We start from the raw sequence: 25,324 nt of genomic DNA on the forward strand, positions 1-25,324 counted from the left end.
TCTGTCTCTCCTTCTTAGGTTGATTCTCTCTCTATAAGGGTTACATCCAGTACTTTATAGCTCTCCGGATCCGCAGTCTGCTGCTGCTCCATTAAGCTGACCAGCAGTTTGGTCGCTTTCTCTCCCATTTCGTAGATGGGCTGTTCTATTGTAGTAAGTTCCGGTGTTGTCGCCTTGGACAGGCTGATGCCGTCAAAGCCGATGATGGCTATGTCTTCAGGCACTTTTTTGCCAAGCTGATACGCCGCCTTAATCGCACCAATCGCCATAATGTCATTCGCTGCAAAGATTCCATCGATATCAGGATGCCTTTGCAGCAGTTCCAGCGTCGCCTGAATAGACGACTGCATGTCATATTGGCCCTCCGCAATGTATGTCTCATTGAACCATGGATCTTGCCCTACGATTTCCATGTAGCCTTCACAGCGTTCTTCCGCATTGAGGACACGGCTGTTCCCTTTGATATGGCCAATCCTGCGGCAGCCCTTGCTTTGCAAGAAGCGCGTTGCCATCATGGCCCCTTTCTTATTCTCTACAACAATCGTCGGCAGGCCTTTACTAATTACACGGTCGATACTGACGACCGGAATGTTAAGCCGTTCGATTTGCGCCGCGGTGAGCGTGTTGGAAGAAACAATAATACCGTTTACATACTGCTGTTGCAGGACATCAAGGTAGTTTTGCTCCTTCTTTTCATCTCCATCCGAATTGCAAAGAATTACATTGTATCCTAACTGAATTGCCGTATCTTCAACCGCTCTCGCGAGCTCAGGAAAGAAGGGGTTCATAATGTCGGGCACGATCAGGCCGATGGTGCTGGACTGCTTCTTGAACAGGCTTCTTGCCACCTCGTTCGGCTTGTAATTGAGCTCTTTGATCGCTTTTTCAACTTTGACCCTCGTATCCTGGCCAACATATCCGCTATTGTTCAAGACCCTGGATACTGTTGCTACAGATACGCCTGCATGCTTGGCAACGTCTTTGATTGAGATCATATTTTCACTCCACTCATAGGTAACCGGTTACACACAAAATATACTCCCCATTTCGAAAGAAGTCAATATGTTTTTATTTTTTGTCATTCTTTCATTTTCAACTTAACTAGCACACGAGACCACCAGAAGCCATATTTCCGGTGATCTCGCGATGTCTTACCAGACCTGCGTTAGCCCTGGCTCACATATTTTTTAACTTGTAAAATTCACCCTTTATGTTCAACAGCTCGTCATAAGTCCCGCTCTCGACGATTTTCCCTTTCTTCATGACAACGATGCGGTCCGCGTTCTTCACCGTGGATAGACGGTGAGCGACGATAAACGTTGTCCTGCCCTCCATCAGCTGCTCCATCGCTTGCTGAACATGCCGCTCTGACGCATTATCGAGCGCCGAGGTCGCTTCGTCAAGGATGATGATTTTCGGATCACGGACCAGCGCCCGGGCAATGGCGATCCGCTGGCGCTGACCGCCGGACAGCCTGCCTCCATGCTCGCCCACCGAGGTATCCAGCCCATCCGGCAGGCTGTCGATGACATCCTGCAGATTTGCCATCCAGATAGCCTGCTGCAGCTTTTCCTCAGAAATATGGGGGAGTCCATACGTGATATTTTCCCGAATGGTCCCGGAGAATAATATATTGTTCTGCAGCACGATGGCCAGCGACCGGCGGTATCGCCTCATGCTAAGCTCGTTCATCGGGATTCCATCGACCCATATTTTACCTGACTGCGGCTTGTAGAAGCCGATAATCAAATTGAGAATGGTCGATTTACCCGACCCGGATTCCCCGACAAACGCGACGGTCTCACCCGGCTTGACAGTTAAAGAGAAATCCTGAAGGACATGGCGCTCTGAGCCTTTGTACTTGAATCCTACGCCTTTAAAACGATATTCGCCCGTAATACGCTCAGGTTTCTGCCGCCCTTTGTATTCCTCAGTCTCATCCGACATGATCACTTCTGTAACGGAATGCAGTGACTCGAAGCCTTTCACAAGATTAGGGTACACGTTCAGAATCGAGCTGACCGAGTTGATAATCATGGCAAAAAAGCTCTGATACATGACGATGTCCCCGATTTCCATATATCCCTGATAAGATAAGTATGCAGTAAAGAACAGGCAGCCGACCTGGAACAATTGAAATACGGCCCAGTTGGTCGAGCCGAAGTAAGCTTCTAATATGTCCAAGCGGTACCCGCGCTCCCGGATTTTCTGCAATGCATCGTCCACCTTGCGTATCTCCACTTCCTCCAGGCCATGAGCCCGGGTGACTGGAATCATCTCAACGGTTTCGGACACCTTGCCTGACATTTCTTCAATCTTTTTGCGTACTTCGCGGTTTTGTTTCGACATTTTGGAGCGAAAAAAACGTACGAGCGTGACCGCCGTCGGGGCCATAAACATGAAAAATAGCGCAACGACCCAGCTATGATACAGCGTAAGGCCGATGACAATAACGAGATTAATGGCTGCCGGAATAAGGCTGGTCATCATTTGCCGCGACAAAAAGTCGATGGCTTCTACGTCCCGCAGCACTTTGGACTGGAGCCGGCCGGCGCTCATATCTCCGTGATAGCTTAAGGATAATTGCTGCATTTTCCGCACCAAGGTACTGCGGAGGCCGGCCTCTACATGCCGGACAGCTTTGCTAATGTAGCTGACATGGAGTGTATGCATCGGAATATTCTGCAGGATCACAACAATGATGACCGCCAGATTGATCCAAAACTCACGCATGGAGTGACGGTCGGGATAACTGACAATATTGATGATATTTGCAGTAACGATCGACAGCACCCATTGAGGGGACGATTTGATCGCATAGCAAAATGCGGAAAGAGCGACCTTGCTGATATGTTCGCGGTACAATCGGCCCAGCAGTCTTAGCGGCTTGATCTTGGCTTCCTGCTCGTTTTCGAACACTTTGGAATAATCAAGCGAAATCTCTGATTTAGCCATGTTGTTCATCTCCCTATGTAATCTCTATAACATCTTCGGTCTGATTTAAAACGCAAGTTTTAACCAAACCGGACATGAAGGAGCATAGATTCTATGATTACGAGCGAGCAGCCGGAAGCGAAGCTCTCTTTGCTCAGCAAATTATATGCGATTCTCAAACAGTTGCAGAACCATCTCTCGATCGGGGTCCGGCAAATGGAGCAGGCGTACGGTCCCGAGCTCCCTTCCTTAATGGCCCTTGAAATCCAGAGTCTCGTCCTGGGCGGGAGTGAACCTGCAATGCTCGGGAGGTCTGCCGCTCCAAGCGACTGGCTGGAGGACATCTCTCGCAAGCTTGGCATCAGCCGCAGGCACAGCCACCGGATATTCCGCCAGGCCTATGGCATGCCGCCACGCGATACGCAAAAACAATCGTTAGCCATATAATGCGAATAACGGCTCGAGCCTTGGGCCCGAGCCGTATCTTTTTTTGACAGTTGCCTATTTGCTTTTCCCTTTGCCTTTTCTGCTGCTTCCCTCCGATTCATACCAATCGAAATCATTCCAGTTGCTCTTAATCTGCTCGATCTGCTTCCGCATGCTCGTGCCTTCCAATTCCGCGACAAGTAAATATGTAATTCCGAGAATCAATGCAATCGTACTAAGTATGGCTGGCCCATCACCGACAAAGCTCAGCATCTCATTAAAGTGATCTGCGTTCCATGCAGAGGAAGCAGACCCGTAAATTGCTGCAGCCAAGTATCGTATGCCGTACAGGAATGCCGCGATCATAATCAAGAGCATTCCAGTAGTCCTTCTATGCATCATTTATCACCTCAGCATATGTATGTATTTAGCCATCGATTCTACTGCTTCGATCTTTCAAGCTGAGTTTTCACATATCCATTCATACTCGAAGGATACGCTTTATCACAACCTCCTTCGGGACCAAACGATGTATGCCTCTGTCCTCATGTCACAATTTTACAAGTAGTTACTGACATTATACAAGGGACTTAGTTCACACTATTCATCCTTGTTTTTCACCAAAAAAAGAGGAAGACAGCGGAGAAAATCCAGCTATCTTCCTATGAATACCTCCAATTTTAACAAAATTGAGCCTTATGTTTTCGTCCGCAGTAGTCTCAAAGCATTCAAAATGACAGAAACAGAGCTTAAAGCCATAGCGGTTCTGCAATCCATGGGGCTAACAGCCCAAATCCTGCGATCGGAATACCTAGAGAATTGTCGTCAACAACCGCTTCCATCGCATAGGTTATATGTCAATTCCTAATTACATCAAGATTGGGAGGAACGCGATGCAGCGAGGCTTGTTCATAACTATAAGCCAGCCCAATCAAAAGCGGCTCGCTATAGGCCGTTCCCACAAAAGTTATTCCGTGCGGCCCTTTCGTCGTGTATCCCTCCGGGGTAATGACCCCTTCCGAAATAAAGCCGGCAGGCACAGTTATGGAGGGATATCCTGCCCGGGCAGCAAGATCATTGATATCGTCATCTCCCAAAATGAGTAATGCATCTAAATGGTGCTGCTTTAACACAGCATCGATCCCCTGTCTCCCTGCCAGTTCGTGATTTCTGCGCTTGCTGTGCAGGTACGCCTGCTCGGTCAGGGTACCGCTTGTCCGATTCGATAAAAGCAGCAAATCCTGTCCATATTTCAACGCTGCTTCCTTATGCTGCTCATTAAAACGGATCACGTCATCCAACGAACGAACCTTAACCATTTCCGGCAATGTCTCTAAATAGTCGTTTAAAGATTTTTTGAATTCGAAGTTAAGCACATTGAAGTCCCAGTTTTGCCCCTCGCATGGCAGCTCCACAGGATCGATGATCGTTGCTCCCTCAGCCTCAAGTACATGGATGGCTTGCTCGATCAGCGCCAATCTTCCTTCATCAAGCTGCCGATAGTAATTTCGCGGAATGCCGATACGTGATTTTGCGAGTGAAGCGCGGTTGAGAAACGGCGTATAATCCGATAACGCCAGCCGGTTTTTCGACAAAGTCGCTGCATCCCTCGGATCCTGGGCAGTGAGCGCACCCAAAACCAGAGCAGCATCGGCTACCGTACGCGCCATCGGTCCTGGCGTATCCTGCGTTTCTGTCAGAGGAATGATGCCGCGACGGCTAATCAGGCCCACCGTCGGTTTAATCCCAACAATGCAATTGTGGCTGGCCGGGCTGATAATCGAACCTGTCGTTTCCGTGCCAATCGCTGCGGCAGTCAGACTAGCGGCAACTGCCGCAGCCGAACCTGAACTTGAGCCGCCTACAAAAATCTCCCCTGGACCATAAGGATTTAACGTTTGTCCGCCTCTTGAGCTGTATCCTGCCCGCATCGTGCTCGACATGAAATTAGCCCATTCCGTCATATTGGCTTTGCCGAGAAGGACAGCGCCAGCAGCACGCAATTGCGAAGCGACGGCAGAATCCTCCTTCGGTGTGGCATTCGCTAACGCTAATGAACCCGCGCTGGTGCGGGTCTTATCATGCGTCCCGATATTGTCTTTCAGCAAAATAGGAACGCCGTGCAGGGCTCCTCGGCTGCCCTGCTCCTTGCGTTCCTGATCCAAAGCTCTAGCTATCTCCACGGCTTCCGGATTGATCTCGATAACCGACTTCAGACGATGATCATAACGATCGATCCGGTCCAAATATACCGCGACCAAATCCTCGGAACTGATCTCCCCTTCCTCCATCGCCCGCTGCATCATCTCGATACTGGCCTCGATGATCCATTCTTCAAGCTGAACTCCCAATGTACGCTCCCCCATTCCTGTATTACGAATCATTGCCATATTGCTTCTTTTATTTTGCGCCATCCGCAGATAATAATAAAGTCAAGACGAGCACGGCCATTCCCGCAAGCCTCGTCTGTTTCTTATTTAGCCTCTTCTTCACGCTGTACCTCCCTCTTGTTAAAACCTCACTGTCATGTCCTGAGATTGCCTCAGCATACTGCATATTCACTAACTATATGCGTATTAGGTCTTGAAAATTGAATATTTCCATGTGAAATAGGCCTCAAATAACACAAAAAAGGCCCTAACCCGCTGTATGCGGGTCAGGGCCTTGCCTATCCATAATGATAAGTTACTGTGGATTCGTCGTCCAGATGCCGGCGGTTTTGACAAATACACGCTGCGGGAGCTTCAATGTCGCAAGCGCTAGCTCAGCAACGTCTTCCGGCTGCATCATCCGGTCTTCATCCCCGATACTCAGGCCGGTATTTACGGCAAGCTCGGTATTAACCGTACTTGGCGTCAGAGCGACAACACGGATATTGTTCTTGCGCACCTCCTGCATAACGGCCTCCGTCAGCCCCATAATGGCAAATTTCGAAGCATTGTATGCGGAGCCGGTAGCAAAGCCTCTTTCACCGGCTGTCGATGCAATGTTAATAATATTCCCTTGATTTTGAGCAATCAGTTTAGGAAGCACGGCTCTTGTCATGTAATAGGTGCCCATCAAATTAACCTGGATAATTCGCTCCCAATCCTTCGTGTCCATCTCCACCAGTTTGCCGAATTTGGCAATGCCGGCGTTGTTGATCAGGATATCTATGCCGCCTAACTCGGATACAAGCGCCTCTACGGCTTTCTCTGCGGCCGACTGATCGGAAATATCGGCGGAAGCGATGGCAACCTTAATGCCGTGCTGCTCTCTCAATTCGGCTTGCAGCGCCTCCAAGTCGGAAGTCGTACGCGCGATCAGTCCTAAATGAACGCCCTCCTTTGCAAGCGCCTGTGCGATCGCCTTGCCGATGCCTTTGCCTGCGCCTGTAATGATGGCTACCTGGTTGTTCAAGCTCATGGTTTATCTCTCCTTTTCAATTCCTAACCCAGAAATGATTATTGGTCATTCCACATCCTATTATAACGAATCGCCTGCGCCTATAACAAATTATGGTTCCCGGCGTTTAAAGGGCGCACTGCTCGATTTCAAAGCCAAGATCTTCGATCATCTGATGATCCGCATTTACCGCTTGCCCTCCAGTTGTTAAATAATCACCGACAAACCATGAATTCGCGGCATAGAGAGACAGCGGCTGCAAATGCCTAAGGCTGGATTCCCGGCCTCCAGACACGCGAATTTCCTTGGACGGGCAAATAAAACGGAATAATGCCAGCACTTTGAGCGCCTGCAGAGGCGCAACTTTCTCCTTGGCTTCCAGCGGAGTTCCCGGAATAGGAACAAGAAAGTTGACCGGTATCGAGTCAGCGTCAATCTCCCGCAGCGCATAAGCCATTTCTACAATTTCGGCCTGGCTTTCCCCCATGCCAATGATTACACCGGAGCAGGGCGACATCCCTGAGGCTTTTACTTTTCCGACTGTCTCCACACGCTGCTCGTAAGAATGCGTCGTCGTAATGGCGGAGTAATTGGCGCTGCTCGTATTTAAGTTATGGTTATAGCGATGGACACCTGCCTCCGCGAGGCGCTTGGCCTGGTCATCGCGGAGGAGCCCGAGGCAAGCGCATATTTTGAGGGGCATCGTGCTGTGGATTTCTGTAACCGCCTCAATCACTTGTTCCAGCTCCCGCGGTGTCGGTCCCCTCCCTGAGGCTACGATACAATACGTACCAGCCTGGCGAGCCATCGCTTCTCGCGCTCCCGCCAGCAGCGATTCTTTATCAAGCAGGGAGTATTTAGTCACAGGAGCGCTGGAAACAATCGATTGCGAGCAATAGCCGCAGTCCTCGGGGCAAAGGCCGCTTTTGGCGTTCATGATCATGTTCAGTTTCACCTTATTGCCGTAATAATGACGGCGAACCTTATATGCAGCCTGCATGATAGACAGAATTTGCCCATCTTCCCCCTGCAGTACGGACAGCCCTTCTTCCATCGTTAACCTTTCCCCCCGCAAGGCTATATCCGCAAGCCGATCCCAGTCTGTCTGCAGTTTCTCTTCCATCTTGTGCATGTATACTCTACCATCCTCTCTAAATATGTATCGATTGACTACAAATATCCTCGAAACAATTGTCAACCCACATTAAATAATTAGGTTGACAATTAAATTAAACGAGAACATCTTACCAGAGATGTTTCCTAGTTGTAAATACCCTCTTAGCGATTTCCCCGGAAAGACGCCGTTTGCCCTTAATGGTGTAAGAAGCGTTTATTCACATAAGTGTGAGAGTTATTCAACTATAGTCCCAGCTATTTCGCCTACGGCTTGCATCTATACCAATAGGTATACAAATGCCGATAGTTTAATTTATCATACAGGCGATTCGCGGAGGCATTGCTCTGCACAACGAGCAGGTAACTTTTTTCAGCACCGGCTTCTCTCGCCCATTTCAAAATATGCAGCAGCAATTGTTCACCGTAACCCATGTTGCGATAGGCTTTGTCCGTCACAATGTCATATAAGCCGACATACCCCTGCTCCATGACGGCAAAACCACACGCGACCGGACCGGAATCGTTCATCAAAGTGAAGAAACCTTGTTTCAAACGGGAATTTCTCAATAGGATTCTCGTGATCTCCTGCTTCTTTTGTGATAATTGATTCATGGTGGACAGTGCTTCCAGCCAGGTTTCACTCCATTTCTCCTCAATAAGAATCCCCTTCATTTGCGGTTCTCTTATACTGCTAATATCGTCTAATATTTTAACACTTGATGGTTCGGCGATTGTATAACCACGCTGCTCAAGCCGCTGATCCATCGATTCGGGTCCAAATGGCGTCATCTTGAATATCGTTGTCAGGCCGGCTGACTCATATATCTTTTCACAATAATCAATTTGCTGTTCTATATTGCTATTGCCGTTCGAATAAATGGATTGAATCGAATTCGATCTCTTGGTGTATCCTTCGGCAAAACGCAGCAGCCAGCCATGATGTACGATCGTTTGCAAAGACGGCCAGGCATTTAAAGCAAGTTCCTCAATTTGTAATGACATCAGTTCTTCCTCCCTCGAATCCTTCCATTACTTCTCTGTATTTTATCTAATATTTGAAATGGAAGAAACGGCCATCATATGAATAAGCGCAACAACAGAGCCGCCCGAAAACGAGCGGCTCTGTATCATCTACTTTGCATAACAGCAGACATAGTACTAACATTTACAAATCATAAGTTGATTGCCATCTGGATCCTTGAAATTAAACCATTGTTCATACATGATTTCCGTTGTCAGCTCAACCTGCTTGGATTTCATGTAGTCGTAGGCTTCCTTGATATCATGTGTCTTGAATTGAAATGCCGGCGCTTGGAAGACATTTTCTCCGGTAAATATTTCGCTGTCCAATATGAGATCAATCCCTTCATTCACAGGCAAGATATACAGATGTCCAAACAATATATCGCCATCCGCAGGAACCCCCAAGATATCGCAATACCAATCGCGTGCCTGTTCAATACTGCTTACCGGGATAAAAATCCCGCCAATTTGACTTAAAATTGGACTGGAACTCATAAGTACAGCCTCCATTTCATCATTTCCCGCGTCATAACAACGCTTTCAACCACTTGTTTTCCATAATTATACATACATAAATGAAAGCTGTCACTCTGAAATTTTTACGTTCGAATGAGACCTTTTATTTTCTTGGGTTATTTTAATTGGTTACTAATGGCTAAATTCGTTTCATTAATTACTCTCTGCCCCTCTACTTCAATTTTATATATGGTTTCGTCCACGGAAAGTGAATTTTGTATAGCCTCCTCAACAATACTCTGTCCGACAACTTTAAATGCATTTAAAATTTCATAATCTATATAATCATAAGGATTATTACTGTTAATTACAGGATTTAATGTGTATAGCGGGCTTAAGTCATGGTGACCCACTGCCTTAATAAGTTCAGTTCTCGCAGGTAGACCATTGAATAGTTGATTATCAACATTAGCCTTCATTTTATGAGTATCCCCTGTAATGAATTCGATTAACTTCCAAGCTTCTTCAGCATGATCTGCCGTTGAGGATATCCCGTAAATCTCCTGGATATCATAGTAGTCGCTTTGGTCAGACATCCTAGACGCAACAGGCACGGTTACCAGATCCCATTTAATCGTCGGTGCTCCAACAAACTGACTATGAGCATCAAAGTTATATGCAGTCGAATAAGATTGAATTTCCATAGCAGCTTTGCCAGTTAACATCGGTGAAGGCACAATCTCGCCAGTCATTGTGTCCTCTTGATCATAAACAACATTATATTGAAATAGTTGAATAACGTCTGAAAAAATTGTCTTCCACTCATCCGATTGAAAATTAACTTTCAAAGTTTTGGGGTTAATAAATTGAAGACCTTCTGTCTGACCCACCCTTAAAATCATAGAAAAAGCAATCGCTGTATAATAATTTGATTTAAATCCATATATTCGCTCTCCATCAGATCCTTGATTTGGAAACCTTTTTGCTAGATCGAATATTTCCTTCCATGTCATTTGGTTTTTAGGAAATGGAATCCCATTTTTCTCAAAAAGGTCTCGATTATAATAAAGAGCGTGACTGATAAACGACGGGCTTAGTCCATATATTCCTCCATCAATCTTTGAACGCAACGAATTAACAACTATAGGAGAAATCTCTGATATTGGAAACGCAGTTTTATGTATATTGTTCTCTAAATTGATTAATTTCCCTTCCTCAATCAATCGGTTATAGACATGTAGTTGATCTATAAATATAACATCTGTAGGAGGTTCAACGGACTGCTCATTCATATCTTGATTGACAACTTTTATTGTAATATGCGGATATTTTTTCTCAAAATCATGAGCATACATTTGGTAAAATAGTTGTTCAGAAGGGTAATTGATTGTGAGAGTAACAGGTTCATCCTGCTTCCCAAATGAACAGCCACTTAGTGACAATAAAAAAATAATGAAGATAACTCGTCCTCTGCCTATCATTATAATCCTCCTACATCATTTCCGTTCTAGTTGTCGTTCAGCTTCTTGCTGTAATGCGTCCAAACCTTCCTGTAATGAAATTGATCGACTTAATATCTTATCTATGATTTGACTGAATAGTTCGGTATCTTCTAAAGTCAGTTCTTTACTGTCATCGTCTAATTTGGGGGATAATTGATAAAATGGCAGAAGCTGATCCTGATTCGATGTGCTTAATTGTTCCAAACGTGTTGAAAATCCATCATTTGATTGAAAGTCCCAGCGTGCTGCTTCGTTGGAAACAAAAAGTTTTAGCAGTTCCCAAGCCGCTTCCTTATTGCCAGATGAGTTAACTATCGCATATATTCCTGGAATCCTGATCTCATTTGATTGATCTGGCTTCTCTGGGTCGACAGGCATGGTTACAATAGACCATTTAAAAAAAGGCTTTTCTTGCTCAATTTTCTTATATTCCTCGTATGAAATGACGGCCATCGCTCGTTTGCCGGATAGAAAAGGAGATAAATAATTATTAAGATCAGCATTTAAATCAAGAGAACCAGATTCGTGAACTCGAAGAACATTCTCCCACACTGTTACCCAAGAGCTGCTATTCAAGGTTGCTTGATTGGGATGACTAAGGAATTGAAGCCCTTCTACCCTTCCGATATGCTGTATTAATTCAAGAGGGGTTGAATATCCAATGGATATACCCTTCAATTCGGGATTAATCGTTGAAAACTTGGCTGAAAGTGTCAGTATCTCCTCCCAGCTCATCTGATCATTAGGATAATCGATATTGAATTGATCAAAGAGTTCTTTATTAAATATAATAGCTCTACTATAAAAGGTCGGGGGTAAACCATATAACTTTCCGTTCCCATATTCTCTTGTTAGTTCAATAACGCTTGGTACAAATTGTTCTAAATCTACTTGGTCTCTTTTAATAAGAGGTTCAATATCGGCAATCAATCCAGATTCTATGAAATTCTTTATTTGAAATGATGGGATATAGATAATGTCAACGGGATTTTGTTTTACCCATGATGAAGAATCATCTGACTGGATTAGCCCTTTCGTAGATACAATATTCAACCGCATATTAGGGTACTCTACTTCAAGCAAATTCGAATATCTTTGCTTAAAATGTTGTTCACTCGTATATGCTATATCAATTACAAGCTTAGCATCCTTTGGAAATGGTTCAGTTGATCTCATAGAGCAACTGGTTGTAATCATTGCTATTAATATAGTAACTACTATTAGTGGAACTGACTTTATCAAAATAAAACCTCCACACAATAAATGTATTATATTTCATTTTATTCCATTATTTTCATCTTGTCAACTTGACCCGAATAGTCCTTAACGATAATAACATATTACCTTCTATTAAATAGTTGATCCAGTTTCTCGATCAGCAGCTTATCCTTTTCTTCTATCCTCCTTAATCGGGTGTCAATACTGAGTATTCCAAAAAAGATGAACAATAATATAATAACGACTAAATAATCCATAAAATCCACTCCTCTCAATAACTCTGCATTTTTTTAACTCTGCATTTTTTTTAAACCAATCATTGCTTCTCGTCCTAATACTACAAAAATGACCCAGCTCTAAGATTCGCTCTTATCTTAGGCTGGGTCATGTAATTGTTGAGCTTTATTGTATCCCCTAGTATACACCGGATGATTTAATGCGTCATCATTGGGAAAATACTCACTATTCCTGCTTTCCTAGCACATCTATCAACGCGCGCGGAAGATTGAATTTCTGATTATTGATAATGATGCTGGTGAGATCCTCACTTGAATGGTCGTCGTTCAGATGCTTGATCGTCTGAACTTCATTCATCAAGCGCTCCATCTGATGATCCAGCTCGTCCGCGGTGTCTGCCGCGTCCTTGAGCTCCTGCAGCAGACGTTCGGGTACGGACTGATTGTATTTATAGAAGATTTTATGCTCCAGGCTGGCCCAGAAATCCATGGCGATCGTGCGAATTTGCACCTCGACACATACCATCTCGACGCGGTCAGACATAAATACCGGAACTTCGATCAGCAGATGCAAGCTTTTATAGCCGTTGGGCTTCGGATTTTTGATATAATCCTTGATTTCCAGCACCTTCAGATCATTCTGCTTCTGCAGCATGTCGCTTACCCGATATATATCCGATACAAAGGAGCAGGTGATCCGCATTCCGGCAATATCCTTCACCGTTTCCCGAATCGATTCGAAGGAGAAATCCGCACCTTTGCGATACAGCTTGCTCATGATGCTCTCCGGCGATTTCAACCTGGTCTTCGTGTGCTCAATCGGACTATAGTCATGAAGAGATTCGAACTCTTCCTTCAAAATTTCAATTTTCGTCTCCATCTCGTCCAATGCAAATTTGTAAGTCAATAAAAAACGGGTAATCTCGTTGCGCATCATCTTCAATTGCTCAATTTGTCGTTCGCTCATATGGCTTTCCCTTCCTGCTCATTCACTTTTCTATTATTATAACGAATTCGCATACTCGATGCACGAAAGCGAAGAACTCCCAGCGGCTATTGCCGCAAGCGATATCCGGACACCGTGCCATGCCGCCCTTGATACCACTGGGCAATCCCGATCATGACGCTCAGCCAGAATCCGCTGGCCAGCAGCGCCCCTGCAATATCACTTGGATAGTGAACGCCCAGATAGACCCTGCTGATGCAAATCATGACTACCATCAAACAGCTGAGGACAATCAAGAGAACACGCGCCCACTGAGGACGTATATGCCGCCACAAGAGAAAAGTAAGCGCCCCGTACAATGCAAAGGCTGCCATGGCATGACCGCTGGGGAAGCTGAAGCCCGTCTCTTCTACTAAACGATGAACGAAAGGCCGCTCCCGCTGAAAGATCGTTTTCAGCAGCTTATTCAGCAATGCCGCACCCCCTAGGGAAGCAGCGAGAAATACTAGTTCCATCCGGTGTTCCAGCACGAAAAACAATATAAGCATCGCCGCAATAGCGATCAGTATCGTAAACTTGGTTGCTCCTAGTGTGGAGAAAAAAACCATTATATTGGTCAAAGACGCCGCCTCAAAACCCTGTACCCATGCGGCCACGTTGAAATCAAAGGGATTGAGCGGTTGCCGAACCGCAAAAAAAGCGATCATGCCAAATCCGGCTAGTGCCAGCAAGGCCCAAACAATGACATACGGACTTACAATCCGCTGTCTGCGCGAATATCTCATTGCAATTCCTCTCTTCCTGCTTCACTTCCATTAAAGTCACGGTAATGGTATGTTTTCTTCTTTATGCAGCTTTACGTTCAGAACAAGTCCGACCGCCAGCATATTTGTCATCAGCGAACTGCCCCCATAGCTAATAAAAGGCAGTGAAATCCCCGTTAAAGGAACGAGCCCGATATGCATTCCGATATTGACAAAGATTTGGAACACCAGCATGGCCGTAATTCCGATAACGAGATATGCACCTGCCCTATCTTTACTATCGATAACGATGTTGATCAACCGGGTCACCAAGCAAAAATAAAGCAATAGCAGCACGGCAGAGCCCAAGAAGCCATATTTCTCCCCAATCACTACGAAAATAGAATCGGAATAGGCGTAAGGAATATATCCCTGCTCCAGGAAAAATCCTTCGTCTCCGGCCAAGCTGCCGGAGCCGATTGCCAGCATCGCATTTTTGACATGCCATGATTTATCAGGATCGCTGGCAGGATCCAGGAACGTCTGTATTCTGGCCATTTGGTGCGGCTTGATCATCTTGGACAGCAATGCGTTATCGGCATAATACAACCAGACGATTGCTCCGATAATCAAGATGACACCGCCTAAGAAAATGAGCATGTATCTTAAGCGGATATTGCCCATCCAAAGCATGCTTAGCAGCACGCCAACAAAGACGAGCGCCGTACCCAGATCAGGCTGCTTGATAATAAACAGCACCGGGATCATAAAGACCAGGCAGATCGGCATCACGTCCTGAATCAGACGAAGCTTCCTCCCCTGCTTCCGGCTCAGCATATGGGCGACAAGCAGTATCGTAAATATTTTGGCAAGTTCCGAAGGCTGCAGCTGAAACGATCCGATGCTTAACCACCGCACCGCACCGTTGATGTTCTCTCCTTTAAATTGAACAAAGGCCAGCATCCCTATCCCAAATGCATAGAGAATATATACCAGCTTGCCGAAAATGACCCTGTAATCAAAAGAAGCCGCAAGCAGCATCAGGATCATGGATAAAGCGATGAGCAGCATACTGTTCTTATGCAGCCCCTCCAGCTTCGTCCCTACTGTTGCTCCATATACGGCTACCGTGCCGATGGCATTTAGACATAAAACAATGAATACTGTTGCTTTGTCCAGCTTTTTTAGCTTTTCGAGAAAAATCATACTTACCTCAATTCATCATGCAGAAGCACCATCTGCAGCAGACTAGTTCATCATCTCCTTGAATTCGGTGCTTTCGTAATATCCTTTCCTGTCCTGCAGCTTCAATGTGCCCTTGTCCCATTCATAAATGTCAAGCCCGTTCACATCTGTGCCCAGCGACCAGCCCAAGAGGATTTCTGCGGCCCCATCCCTGTCGATATCACGGATCCCAGCGTAATCCAAACTATGACCGCTGCCCTCCCCATGCCAAACAATCTGCCATGCTTCCTGCCGGCGCATAAGCAGAGCCGCTTTCAGCGTACGTTCGCGGCCAGTTTCCTCTTCATATACAACGATAGCCTCATTCTGTCCATCGCCGTCCAAATCACCGTAGGAAATGCCGTTATTCGGCTTGCCGTCAGGCATAGTAAGCAGCCGTGCTCCATCAGGGAGCTGAGCTAGAAGGCTCGTAAGCATTTCATCTCCGTCATCAACAGCATTTGGAGCCGTAATGAGGTCGCTTGGCAGCGCAGGGATTCCGCATCCGCCCAGCTTAAGCATAACTGCGGCCGCCAGAAATATGTTCATGAGCTTGTTCGGCATATGGCTTCCTGCTCCTTACTTATTCTTTGTCCTATTCTAAATGGTTTAAGAATCTAAAAGGTTATGAAATAGTTAAAATTCACTTTGTATCCCCGCCCGGAAGATAAACTGTCACTTTTGTGCCTTTGCCAAGCTCGCTGTCAATCTGGAGCTGTCCATGATGCAGCTGAATGATCTGCTCGGAGATGGACAACCCCAATCCGCTGCCGCTCATCTTGTGATTTCCCTTGTAAAACTTCTGAGGCAATTTCCGGAGATCCTGTTCCGGGATGCCGGCCCCCGTGTCCTCGACGGTAATGATGACTTGTCCAGCGGCCGGGCTAGCCGAAATAACGATTGACCCGCCAGACCCCGTAAACTTCAGCGCGTTATCAAGCAGATTAATCATGACTTGCTTCAAGCGGTTTGGGTCAGCCGAAATTACAGGAAGCGGCTTCGTTATACTAACCTCCAGTTCAATGTCTTGCCTTGCGGCTCTCGGCCGCAGCTGTTGTCCGATATTCGTTAAGAATTCCGTTAAATGAAGTGATGACCGGCTAAGCTCCATTCGGCCGTCTCCAAATTTCGAGAAATCAAGCAGCTCATCGACAAGCTCCGTCAAACGGTCCGTTTCCGACTCAATAATGTCAAGCCCTTCCTCCAGCGTGACCTTGCCTTTCCATAGATTTGCCCTTAGCGTAACGACCCAGCCTTTGATCGATGTTAGCGGAGTACGCAGCTCATGCGAAACCGAAGAAATGAAATCATTTTTGAGCTGCTCTTGCCGCTGTATTGTTCCAGCCATCGTATTCAGAGTATCCGCCAGAGCGCCCAATTCGTCCTTATAAGGCTTCTCTGCTCTAACGCTGAAATCTCCATCCGTCATTTTTTCAGCGGCCCGCTTTAGACTGGTAATCGACTTCGTAATCGTCCCGGACAGCACGATGCCAACAGCGGCAACAAGTGCAATCACAACGAGGCCTACCGCTACGAAGATGAGGGCAATCTGCCTCACCGTCTCCTCCGTTTGCTTTAACGAGGTTATGAACCGTACGGCTCCAGCGGTCTGGCCTTTGGCCACCAGCGGATAGGAGACCGCAAGCACCTCCTCCTGCCAAGCCGAATCCTGGCCGCGCCAAGTATCGGCAAAGCCGGCAATCGCGCTTCGCACATCTGGGAATCCGGCCATATTTTGCCCAGGCCGAAATCCCGAAGTGTCTTGAATCAGCTGCCCAGAGGAGCCGATAATTTGCACCTGCCCCGCGAAATGATGCGAAAACCCTCCCAACAATCGTTCTGCCTGCTGTTCCAAGTCTTCTTCTGCAAAGTATTGCTCATAAAAAGAAGCCGACAGTTCGGCCTGAGTGACCAGGGTGCGCTCGATATTGTGATAATAATAATAGTTCACGGCGGCAATCAATATGGCCTCAAGGGTGATCACCGTAGTCAGAATGACGAGAAAATAGCTTCCGACCAGCCTTCTGCGAATACCCAAATCAATCTTCCTTCCTCCAGCGATAACCGACGCCCCAGACGGTCTCAATCAGCTCGGGCTTGGAACTGTCCTTCTCCAGCTTCTCCCGCAGCTTCCGTACGTGAACATCCACCGTCTTCGTATCGCCGATAAAATCTTCTCCCCATACTAAATTCAGCAGCTCATTTCTCGAAAGAGCCATGTCCGGGTTCTCCATAAACGCCTTTACCATCAGAAATTCCTTGGGGGTCACATCAATAGCTTCGTCCTGCTTATAGAGCTTGTTCGAGGTCAAATCAAGGCGGATCCCCCCGGCGCTAAGAACAGCATGGTGTGACTCGCGCTGCTTACGGGTACGCCGCAGCACCGTGCGAATTCTGGCCGTCAGCTCCAGCGGATTAAACGGCTTGACGATGTAATCGTCGGCTCCAAGTTCAAGTCCCTTAATTTTATCCAAATCCTGCCCACGGGCGGTCAAAAATACGATCACGACTTCAGAATCTATTTCTCTCAACCTCTCGCAAACTTCAAACCCGTCGAAATCCGGGAGCATAATATCAAGCACAACAACATCAGGCCGATGAACCGCGAAGCTCTTGAGCGCCGTCTCACCTTCCGCCGCTTCGTAAACTTCAAACCCGCTGCCCTCCAAATTGATGGCGATAAATCGCCGTATATGGTCATCATCTTCCACAATAAGCACATGATTGCGGTTGTCCAAATCCATTTGATCCTCCCTAAAGCTTGTTCAAACCATTATCCCTCCTATTAAAACACTTATGTCATTGTCATGCAAAATCCCCTGAAATCCTTTCCGAACAAACCAAAAAAATAACCCAAACGGTTCTGTCAGAACCTTTGAGTTATTATATCCTCTGACGCTTCTATTCCTCTACTTCAAAGATGGAGTCCACGATAATCGGCAAATTGTCTCTTACCGAAACCGCGCCGAATACCGACCTTGCGTGGCTCCCCCTATCCTCGAATACTTCCATTAACAAATCCGAGAATCCGTTTAATACTTTGTGATGCTCTTCAAACTCGGGACCCGCATTTACGAAGCCCTGCACCTTGACCGCTCTTTTCACCTTGTCCAATGTGCCCAAGGCTGATTTCAAGACAGCCAGCACTTCGATACCAGTTTGCCTGGCGAACCCGTACCCTTCCTCCGTCGTATAATCGACTCCCAGCTTGCCTTTCGGGTTGCCTCTCGGCCCTTTGCCGGAAACAAACATCAATCCATTGACAATGACGTAATTCGCATACTTCGCTGCTGGATCACTGGCGGCTGGCAACGTAATATTCAATGCTTCCAACCTTTGCTCAATAGAGTTCATCACAAACATTCCCCGCTTTCGCTGGTGTAGTCGTTATGGTCGTTCCATTCCCTGTCATTTTTTAATCATTCCTAGGCTTTGAACCGATATAGTACTTAAGTATGTATCTACTAGGATCAATTATAATTTTGCAAGGAGGCTGTACGATGAAAAAAATTGTCGCTCTTGTTGTCAGTCTAGCTTTATTGTTATCGGTTCAGACGGCGGCTCTCGCCCATTCTGGCAGAACAGACGCCAACGGCGGACATAACTGTTCTGAAAAATCGAAGCAGAAGGGCCTTTGCACCGGCTACCACTATCACAATTCCGGCACGACGAATTCAGGCTCGAAATCAACATCCACCAAATCATCAAGCACCTCAACCACGAAGAACGCTTCAACCAAAAGCAGCGCAAATAGTAAAAAAACCACCTCTAAAAAGGGATATGCCACGGTAGACATTACATTGATCGTAAATGGCAGCATTGTGCCTCTGGATCAAAAAGCCGTCATCGTCAACGAAACGGTATTGATTCCGCTGAAAAACATGTTCGATGCCCTCGGCGCTACCTTGGAATGGGATCAATCTACGAAGAAAATCACAGCCTACAAGGGCGATACAACTGTTGAATTGACCGTGGACAGCACGGCCGCCCGAAAGCAGGACAAGGCGCTTACTTTACAGGCCAAGCCGATTGTCATAAACGGGTATACGATGGTGCCTGCCCGCTTTGCCGCCGAATCCTTCGACGCTGTTGTGGAGTGGGATTCGCAATCGAGCACGATAACAATTACGACACCCTAATCCTGGATCGACTCCCGAATCCGATCGTATAGCCGTCCGGGTCAATAATGGAAAACTCCTTCATGCCAAACTCATTGACCTCCAGCGGTTTATGCAGTTTGGCTCCTTTTTCGGCTAGCTCATGATAGAGCTCTTCCACACCGTAAACCAAGGCGAAAATATCCAACGCATCTTCCCGGTGATGAGGGTAATTCGGGGTGATCCGATCTTTATTTTCTGTTTCATGAAAAATAATTACCACCCCGTCCCGTTCGACGAAACCCAGGCCAAAATCGCAGTAGAAGCCAATCGAGCTATAGTACTCAAGCGTCTTCTGGCGATCTGCTACAAACAACACAGGGCTGAGATGCCGGATCGTACTTCTATTGTCTGAAGAACTCACTATCATCACTCCTTCCCCGAAAAATTTATGTTGCAGCAATCAGTTAATGTTCTTATCAAACGGTCAATGCATGCTGCCAGTAGAGGACTTAACTCCTCTTCGTACATCCTAATCTTTCTTTGAAATACCCTGCCGATAGAATGTCTTTCCATTTCAGCGCTTACCTTGTTCTGAGCTAGATTTATAATTCTGGTTCTCTTGTCCAAAAAAGCTTGGACTACTTCATACGGCTGACCATTATACGTAAATTCAAACCGCGGGTTCGTTCTTATCATAGTTCTGTCCTTGAGCGTAAAACGCTGCTCTTCATCTCCTTCTTTGAAGGAAATGCTCCATTTGTTCCTTTCAAACCATCTGCTCCTATCTATCAGCTCAATAGTGTACTGCTCAGCTTCAGCCCTGAAGCTTAATTCCCAGCTATCTATGATCCAGCATATGGCCTTGCTGGGAAGATGTTTGAACGTCCTTGTCATGCGGCCGCAAGGATTGCCGTTGTCGTCTACCAGCTCTACGCAAGCTGCCGACATTTTCAGCACCGGGAGCTTGTAATAGTAAACCTTCATACCTCACGTCTCCATATAAAAAAATGACCCAGGCCAAAATCGTCATTTTGGGGCTGGGTCTCTGTGCTATGCAAGCTTCTTCCATAATTATACATCAAAACCGCTTTAATCTGAAAGGCTTGACGGCAAATCGCTTAGCCGACGATCAGCTTGTCCAATTCTAGCGGTTCTACATATTGGCCGTCCTTGTAAGCGCGCATATTGCCGCCGGAAATTTCGTCGATGAGAACGATTTGTGCGCCATCGTCTACTCGGCCGAATTCAAATTTGATGTCGTACAGATCAACGCCCTTCTTTGCAAGCTCGTCTTTAACGACATTGCCTATCGTTTGCGTCAGCTCTTTAAGCACTTTGTACTCGGCGGAGGTCAAAATCCCCAGCATGTCCAGCGCATCCTCCGAAATCGGCGGGTCTTGGCGCTCGTCGTCTTTAATAGTCACTTCCACGAAAGCGTTCAAGGCTTGGCCTTCCTCGGCATACATGCCATAACGGCGCAGGAAGCTTCCCACCGCTCTGTAACGGCAAATGACCTCCAGGCCTTTACCGAAAACGGTGGCTGGTTTTACCGTCATCGTCGCGTTGTCGATATCAGCATCTATATAGTGCGTAGGAATCTCTTTTTCCTTTAATATTTCAAAGAAATACTTCGTCAAACGGAGTCCGGCTTTGCCTGCCCCCTCCATCGTTAGCCCAACCGTGTTGGCGCCTGGATCAAATACACCGTTCTCCCCGGTCACGTCATCTTTGAATTTCAGCAAATAGTTGCCATCTTCGAGAGCATATACGTCTTTGGTCTTGCCTGTGTAGATCAGTTTCATTCGTGCAGATCCTTTCTCGTTAAAAGATTTTAATTACAATATAGCACGCCTGCCTGATCCTGCACCAATTTTTTTATCATTCTCCGGCAAGACACCGCCAACTATTCTTTCCCCCTCTCATTCATAAGCGATTGATTGTATCGTTCTAGCGCCGTCTGCTGAAGCCCAATGGCCCGGTCGATGTTTAGCGACTTCAATTGCTCCACATAAGCGTCAAAAGCGCTAAGCGGCTCAATGCCCAGAATGATTTTCAGCGACATTTCATCTACCAGCGTCGTTACATCCTGCATAATCGCCGACAGCTCCGCGCTTTCCTTCTCCGTTTTCGGGGTAGAGGGCAGCGCGTATATCGCCGCATCGGTATCGGACCAAAGCCGTATCGCCTCTTTTTGCTCCGGCAGCATATAATATTGTTCCATATAGCGGATATCTTGCACGAACGGCCCGAAATAGCTCGCCCGCGTATACATTGCAAGCGCCTGGGAAGGGGCCAATTTGTCTGGATTGTTCAGAATCAAATCCGTATACCGCGGATACCCGTCCTTCATCTCGTAGCTGAGGCCTTCAATGCCGAAGTTGAATAGCATATGGCCTTCGGGGCCATAACCATAGTCCAGCATACGGACGGCCTGCTCGACATGTTTGCTTTTGCTTGATATCGCAACACCGCTAAAGCCGACCGCAGAAGCCCTTTGCCCGAATTTGGAGCGCTCCCCCTTGTGCAGGACGGGATACGGGGCCGCGATTAATTTTGCGCCCGGATCATTCTCCCGCAGTACCGGCAGCCAGGTGCCGATTCCGGCTCCTGCATTCCAGATACTGGCCCCGCTCCGCCCTGTGAGCATGCTTACATCCTGCGTCATGGAATCGACCGCGGCAAAATTTCTGTCTATAAGCCCCTCGGCATACCAGTCCCGGAATAAGGCCAAGAAATCCCTATAGCCAGCCTCCTGCGGGCCAAATTTCACCTGTCCGTCCTCCACATAGAAGTCCTTCTTAATGCCATATGCCCCGATGAATCCGCCGCCATCTATGCCAAATAACGGACTGGGAACCCCCAGAAAGGTTAGGGGCGCCTCTATGCCCTTCCTCTCCTTGAAGGCCTTGAGCACCGTATGCCATTCATGGATCGTCACCGGAACGCCGAGCCCGAGCTCATCCAGCCAGTCTTTACGCAAAATCAACCCCTGATATGTCCGCAAGCGTTCATCCCCCTGGATGAACGGAAACATATAATAGCTCCCATCAGCCGTCCGAATCTGCTTATCAATCTCGGGATGTTCGCTTAAATATTTTTTCAAATTCGGGGCGTAAGCATCGATCGCTTCATTCAGCCTTAAAATGTATCCGTCCTTGATCGCCTTCTCCGGTCCTCCAGGAAAACTGTTCCATTCGTACTCCATCATATCCGGCAGCTCGCCCGAGGCAAGCAGCACGTTAATGGCGTCCTTCGCCTGGTTCTGAGGAGGCTGAATGAAGTCCAGCTTTACCCTCGTCTTCTTTTGCCATTCTTGGAAAAAAGGCACCTCCTGAAAAGTCGGCTTAATGCCCGCGGCATTACCGTTCAGCTCGGCCCAATACGTCAGCGCTTCGCCGTCCACGCCTGCTTCTATAGCCCCCAGCAGAGTATCAGCGGCATTTCCATCCAATTGAGAAGCAGCTGTATTCTTATCGCAAGCGCTTAGCATCGCCATCGTAAGCGTCAGTACAATTCCCAGTACAACCGTTACAATCCGAGCCCGGGCGAAAGCACTCTCCCCTCTCATCAGCAAAGGCCCTCCTCATCCTGTTAATAAATTTCTTTATACTTGCCTGGTGTAATGCCTTCATATTTCTTAAACACGCGAATGAAAGTAGCCACGTCGTTATAACCGACAAGCCTGGAAATTTCGTTTATCGATTCCCGCTTGGCCTGGATCATTTGCTTGGCTTGCGCGATACGCGTCTTATGAATATAGTCAAGCAATCCTTCTCCCGTCTGACTCTTAAACAGCCGTGACAAATAGCTGCCCTTCAGAGCAAAATGATCTCCGATCGCATTCACATTCAGGTTCGCGTCCTGGTAATTTTCTTCAATATAACAAGTTACCTTCGCGGTCAGATCGCGCAATGATCCTTCCCGTTCCTGCGACACGTTCGATGTCCGCTTGGCTGCGGCGAAGGCGCACACTTCCCCAAGCAGGATTTGCAGCTCCTTCCGCATCTCCTGAATCGTATCGCAGGCCATAATGGAATCCATCCAAAGCGGATTTTTTCTTAGAATATCGCTATCTCCGCCGCCTAGCTCGTTGATCGCTTTAATGACCGTGGCCACCAAATTGAAAATGAAACAGCGGGCGAGCCCCAATGACATGACCGGCTTGCTGAAATTGCGCTCGGTAATTTCGTTCATGTAGGCAGAAGCCTGCTCAATATCGCCAGCCTTGATTAAATTAATGAGCTGCTGCTCCACCTGAAGCGGATAGTAGTAGCCGGACTGTGCGTTATCCGCCGAATCCATTCGTATATCTTCCAGCGCGATGATTCCCTTTTTCCCCAGCACCATCTTATACTCCATGGCATCGACCGCTTCCTGATACGCTCCAGCAATACCTGACCAATCGGAATGGCTGCCGCTAATGGAAATCGTAAGCTCCATATCATATTGTCCCAGGAAGCTTTGCGCCTCTGCTGCGATATCCCGCAGTTCTTGCAGCACATTCGGGACATCCAGCTTCAGGTTAACCAGGCACACCAGCATATCATCAATCTCTGTCACATATCCGGCATGATGGCGCTGACCAGCCAATTCCTCCACGACGTTGGCGATAATAAACGGGATCAGCTTCCTTCTCTCATTAAGATCAATACCCGGCAGCTTCTCATAGAGGCTTTCTTCATTTTCGAGAACTAATAAAATCACTGCGAACTTATTGGAATACAGCGTCATATGAAAAGAACGGAACGCCTCCTCATACGGCACAGGGGTGTCCAGCCTCCCCTTAAGCAGCCGATGAATCATGTTGGACCTGAGCACCTGCTGATGTTTTTTCAGCTGCATGGCGATCTGGTCCTTCTCGCTTCTGGCGTTTAATATCGCCCTTAGAATGATCCGCAGTTCGTTCCCGTCCCCAAGCTCTTCTGCCCTATTCTTATCGTTGATGGATTGCACGAGCTCCTGAATCGGCGAATAATTACGGCGCATGAAAAACCAGGTCAACACCCCAGCGCCAATGACACTGATCAGGATGCTGATATAAGTAAAGCTGCGGACATATTCCGCCTTCTGCCAATAGATGCTGCTTGGAATGATCAAGGCATACTTCAGTTCTGATACTTCCGAAGGAATATAGAACAGCTCGGAGTCACCGGTCTGGGGTGAGGATAGCCGGACTCGCTCACCCTCCATAAAAGGCTTCAACTCCGGCGCCCCCGGCCGATTTGATAGAAGAATCTCATTGTCCTGATTCAAAATCAGCAGCAAACCGCCGCTAAAGCCAGAAATGTTCTCGATCGCCGCATGGAATTTTTCCGCATCCGCCATCACTACGACGGTCCCGGTCTCCCTGCCGTTCAAATCATAGGGCAGCTGTGTAATGTACGCGATGGAGGTCTGTACCGGAGCAGCGTCCAGACGGGGAAGCACCGTGAATCGTTTCGTTCCCGCCTTGTGAATCGTCTCCAGCCATTGGTCAAAGGAGAGAGTCCCCGTATTGTGAATCGTATAAAATGCCGTTCTCATATCTCTGATATTTCCGGAACGCAGTACGGAATCCCCTTGATCCCAAACGACGTAGAATTCATCGATTGAAGCATAAGATGTTTTGTACAGCCGAAATTCCTTTACAAGCTGATAGGCTGCGAAGGGCGCCTCGTTTGCCGGCCTGTTGGAATACATTAAATTTTGGAGTTTGCCGTTCCAGGTTATCTCCATGTTAAGACGTTTCATCAGATCGATCTGATTATCGATCGTGTAGCGCATCTGCTTCAGCAAAGAATCGTTGGCACGGTGAATCTCGCTCTTTAGCGCATGACTCGCCTGAGAATAAATGACCAGGCTGATCATAATCGGCACGAAAAGAACCGCGCTGTAAGACAGCAGCCAAGTGACAATAATGCTCTTGCGTCTCTGCCATAAATAGTGAATATTTATCAAGCTATCATCACCCGTATATTCGATTAAATTGATTAAAATTAAAACGTTTACAATTTCATTATACCGATAAAATGCCGGA

At 47.1% G+C, this 25,324-nt stretch carries 24 protein-coding genes; 2 read left to right on the forward strand and 22 right to left on the reverse strand.

Annotation, left to right across the window (positions count from 1 at the left end; all coding sequences use genetic code 11):
- Nucleotides 1-14: 14 nt before the first annotated feature.
- Both GNP95_RS00435 and GNP95_RS00440 read right to left on the reverse strand, forming a co-directional pair.
- Complete coding sequence (locus GNP95_RS00435) at nucleotides 15-995, reverse strand: LacI family DNA-binding transcriptional regulator (protein WP_155608972.1); 981 nt, start codon at nucleotides 993-995, stop codon at nucleotides 15-17.
- Nucleotides 996-1,176: 181 nt separating this feature from the next.
- Nucleotides 1,177-2,955: an ABC transporter ATP-binding protein gene (locus GNP95_RS00440; RefSeq protein ID WP_155608973.1), complete on the reverse strand. Its 1,779-nt coding sequence runs from the start codon at nucleotides 2,953-2,955 to the stop codon at nucleotides 1,177-1,179.
- A gap of 93 nt (nucleotides 2,956-3,048) precedes the next feature.
- Between GNP95_RS00440 and GNP95_RS00445 the strand changes: the two genes are divergently transcribed.
- Nucleotides 3,049-3,381 (forward strand): hypothetical protein, encoded by a 333-nt coding sequence (locus GNP95_RS00445; protein WP_155608974.1) that lies wholly within the window; start codon nucleotides 3,049-3,051, stop codon nucleotides 3,379-3,381.
- Between the two features lie 54 nt (nucleotides 3,382-3,435).
- Here GNP95_RS00445 and GNP95_RS00450 read toward each other — a convergent pair whose 3' ends face one another.
- The 15 genes from GNP95_RS00450 to GNP95_RS00520 all read right to left on the reverse strand — a co-directional run bounded on the left by GNP95_RS00450 (nucleotide 3,436) and on the right by GNP95_RS00520 (nucleotide 18,562).
- Nucleotides 3,436-3,738, reverse strand: coding sequence for a hypothetical protein (locus GNP95_RS00450; protein ID WP_230873619.1), 303 nt, complete (start codon nucleotides 3,736-3,738; stop codon nucleotides 3,436-3,438).
- A gap of 479 nt (nucleotides 3,739-4,217) precedes the next feature.
- Nucleotides 4,218-5,744, reverse strand: coding sequence for an amidase family protein (locus GNP95_RS00455; protein WP_230873620.1), 1,527 nt, complete (start codon nucleotides 5,742-5,744; stop codon nucleotides 4,218-4,220).
- A 301-nt stretch (nucleotides 5,745-6,045) separates the two neighbouring features.
- Nucleotides 6,046-6,765 (reverse strand): 3-ketoacyl-ACP reductase, encoded by a 720-nt coding sequence (locus tag GNP95_RS00460; protein WP_155608976.1) that lies wholly within the window; start codon nucleotides 6,763-6,765, stop codon nucleotides 6,046-6,048.
- A 106-nt stretch (nucleotides 6,766-6,871) separates the two neighbouring features.
- Complete coding sequence (gene bioB / locus GNP95_RS00465) at nucleotides 6,872-7,867, reverse strand: biotin synthase BioB (RefSeq protein ID WP_413773725.1); 996 nt, start codon at nucleotides 7,865-7,867, stop codon at nucleotides 6,872-6,874.
- A 257-nt stretch (nucleotides 7,868-8,124) separates the two neighbouring features.
- Nucleotides 8,125-8,862 (reverse strand): GNAT family N-acetyltransferase, encoded by a 738-nt coding sequence (locus GNP95_RS00470; RefSeq protein WP_155608978.1) that lies wholly within the window; start codon nucleotides 8,860-8,862, stop codon nucleotides 8,125-8,127.
- 156 nt (nucleotides 8,863-9,018) lie between these two features.
- Nucleotides 9,019-9,378: a VOC family protein gene (locus GNP95_RS00475; RefSeq protein ID WP_155608979.1), complete on the reverse strand. Its 360-nt coding sequence runs from the start codon at nucleotides 9,376-9,378 to the stop codon at nucleotides 9,019-9,021.
- 137 nt (nucleotides 9,379-9,515) lie between these two features.
- Nucleotides 9,516-10,820: an ABC transporter substrate-binding protein gene (locus GNP95_RS00480; protein ID WP_155608980.1), complete on the reverse strand. Its 1,305-nt coding sequence runs from the start codon at nucleotides 10,818-10,820 to the stop codon at nucleotides 9,516-9,518.
- Nucleotides 10,821-10,835: 15 nt separating this feature from the next.
- Nucleotides 10,836-12,017, reverse strand: a complete 1,182-nt coding sequence (locus GNP95_RS00485; RefSeq protein WP_196427025.1) for an ABC transporter substrate-binding protein — start codon at nucleotides 12,015-12,017, stop codon at nucleotides 10,836-10,838.
- A 504-nt stretch (nucleotides 12,018-12,521) separates the two neighbouring features.
- The gene (locus tag GNP95_RS00490) at nucleotides 12,522-13,262 is read right to left on the reverse strand and encodes a GTP pyrophosphokinase (RefSeq protein ID WP_155608982.1); all 741 of its coding nucleotides are present in this window, start codon (nucleotides 13,260-13,262) and stop codon (nucleotides 12,522-12,524) included.
- Between the two features lie 86 nt (nucleotides 13,263-13,348).
- Nucleotides 13,349-14,026, reverse strand: coding sequence for a phosphatase PAP2 family protein (locus tag GNP95_RS00495; protein ID WP_155608983.1), 678 nt, complete (start codon nucleotides 14,024-14,026; stop codon nucleotides 13,349-13,351).
- 36 nt (nucleotides 14,027-14,062) lie between these two features.
- The gene (locus GNP95_RS00500; RefSeq protein WP_155608984.1) at nucleotides 14,063-15,190 is read right to left on the reverse strand and encodes an FtsW/RodA/SpoVE family cell cycle protein; all 1,128 of its coding nucleotides are present in this window, start codon (nucleotides 15,188-15,190) and stop codon (nucleotides 14,063-14,065) included.
- A gap of 42 nt (nucleotides 15,191-15,232) precedes the next feature.
- Nucleotides 15,233-15,772 (reverse strand): hypothetical protein, encoded by a 540-nt coding sequence (locus GNP95_RS00505; RefSeq protein ID WP_155608985.1) that lies wholly within the window; start codon nucleotides 15,770-15,772, stop codon nucleotides 15,233-15,235.
- A 79-nt stretch (nucleotides 15,773-15,851) separates the two neighbouring features.
- Nucleotides 15,852-17,246: a sensor histidine kinase gene (locus GNP95_RS00510; RefSeq protein WP_155609959.1), complete on the reverse strand. Its 1,395-nt coding sequence runs from the start codon at nucleotides 17,244-17,246 to the stop codon at nucleotides 15,852-15,854.
- Nucleotide 17,247: 1 nt separating this feature from the next.
- Nucleotides 17,248-17,952: a response regulator transcription factor gene (locus GNP95_RS00515; protein WP_155608986.1), complete on the reverse strand. Its 705-nt coding sequence runs from the start codon at nucleotides 17,950-17,952 to the stop codon at nucleotides 17,248-17,250.
- A gap of 157 nt (nucleotides 17,953-18,109) precedes the next feature.
- On the reverse strand, nucleotides 18,110-18,562 hold the full coding sequence (locus GNP95_RS00520) for a RidA family protein (protein ID WP_155608987.1): 453 nt from the start codon (nucleotides 18,560-18,562) through the stop codon (nucleotides 18,110-18,112).
- Between the two features lie 146 nt (nucleotides 18,563-18,708).
- On the opposite strand from GNP95_RS00520, the gene GNP95_RS00525 reads away from it, so the two are divergent.
- Nucleotides 18,709-19,347: a stalk domain-containing protein gene (locus tag GNP95_RS00525; protein ID WP_196427027.1), complete on the forward strand. Its 639-nt coding sequence runs from the start codon at nucleotides 18,709-18,711 to the stop codon at nucleotides 19,345-19,347.
- Here the strand turns inward: GNP95_RS00525 and GNP95_RS00530 are convergent.
- The 5 genes from GNP95_RS00530 to GNP95_RS00550 all read right to left on the reverse strand — a co-directional run bounded on the left by GNP95_RS00530 (nucleotide 19,334) and on the right by GNP95_RS00550 (nucleotide 25,245).
- Nucleotides 19,334-19,729 carry a glyoxalase superfamily protein gene (locus tag GNP95_RS00530; protein WP_196427028.1) on the reverse strand — a complete coding sequence of 132 codons (396 nt, stop codon included), beginning with the start codon at nucleotides 19,727-19,729 and terminating at the stop codon, nucleotides 19,334-19,336. The genes GNP95_RS00525 and GNP95_RS00530 overlap by 14 nt on opposite strands.
- 5 nt (nucleotides 19,730-19,734) lie before the next feature.
- Nucleotides 19,735-20,292 carry a tubby C-terminal domain-like protein gene (locus GNP95_RS00535; RefSeq protein ID WP_155608990.1) on the reverse strand — a complete coding sequence of 186 codons (558 nt, stop codon included), beginning with the start codon at nucleotides 20,290-20,292 and terminating at the stop codon, nucleotides 19,735-19,737.
- Nucleotides 20,293-20,426: 134 nt separating this feature from the next.
- The gene (locus GNP95_RS00540; protein ID WP_155608991.1) at nucleotides 20,427-21,110 is read right to left on the reverse strand and encodes a phosphoribosylaminoimidazolesuccinocarboxamide synthase; all 684 of its coding nucleotides are present in this window, start codon (nucleotides 21,108-21,110) and stop codon (nucleotides 20,427-20,429) included.
- Between the two features lie 101 nt (nucleotides 21,111-21,211).
- Nucleotides 21,212-22,876, reverse strand: a complete 1,665-nt coding sequence (locus GNP95_RS00545) for an extracellular solute-binding protein (protein ID WP_155608992.1) — start codon at nucleotides 22,874-22,876, stop codon at nucleotides 21,212-21,214.
- Nucleotides 22,877-22,899: 23 nt separating this feature from the next.
- Nucleotides 22,900-25,245 (reverse strand): helix-turn-helix domain-containing protein, encoded by a 2,346-nt coding sequence (locus GNP95_RS00550; protein ID WP_155608993.1) that lies wholly within the window; start codon nucleotides 25,243-25,245, stop codon nucleotides 22,900-22,902.
- Nucleotides 25,246-25,324 lie beyond the last annotated feature (79 nt).

The sequence above is a fragment of the Paenibacillus woosongensis genome (assembly GCF_009725165.1).
Classification (GTDB): domain Bacteria; phylum Bacillota; class Bacilli; order Paenibacillales; family Paenibacillaceae; genus Fontibacillus; species Fontibacillus woosongensis.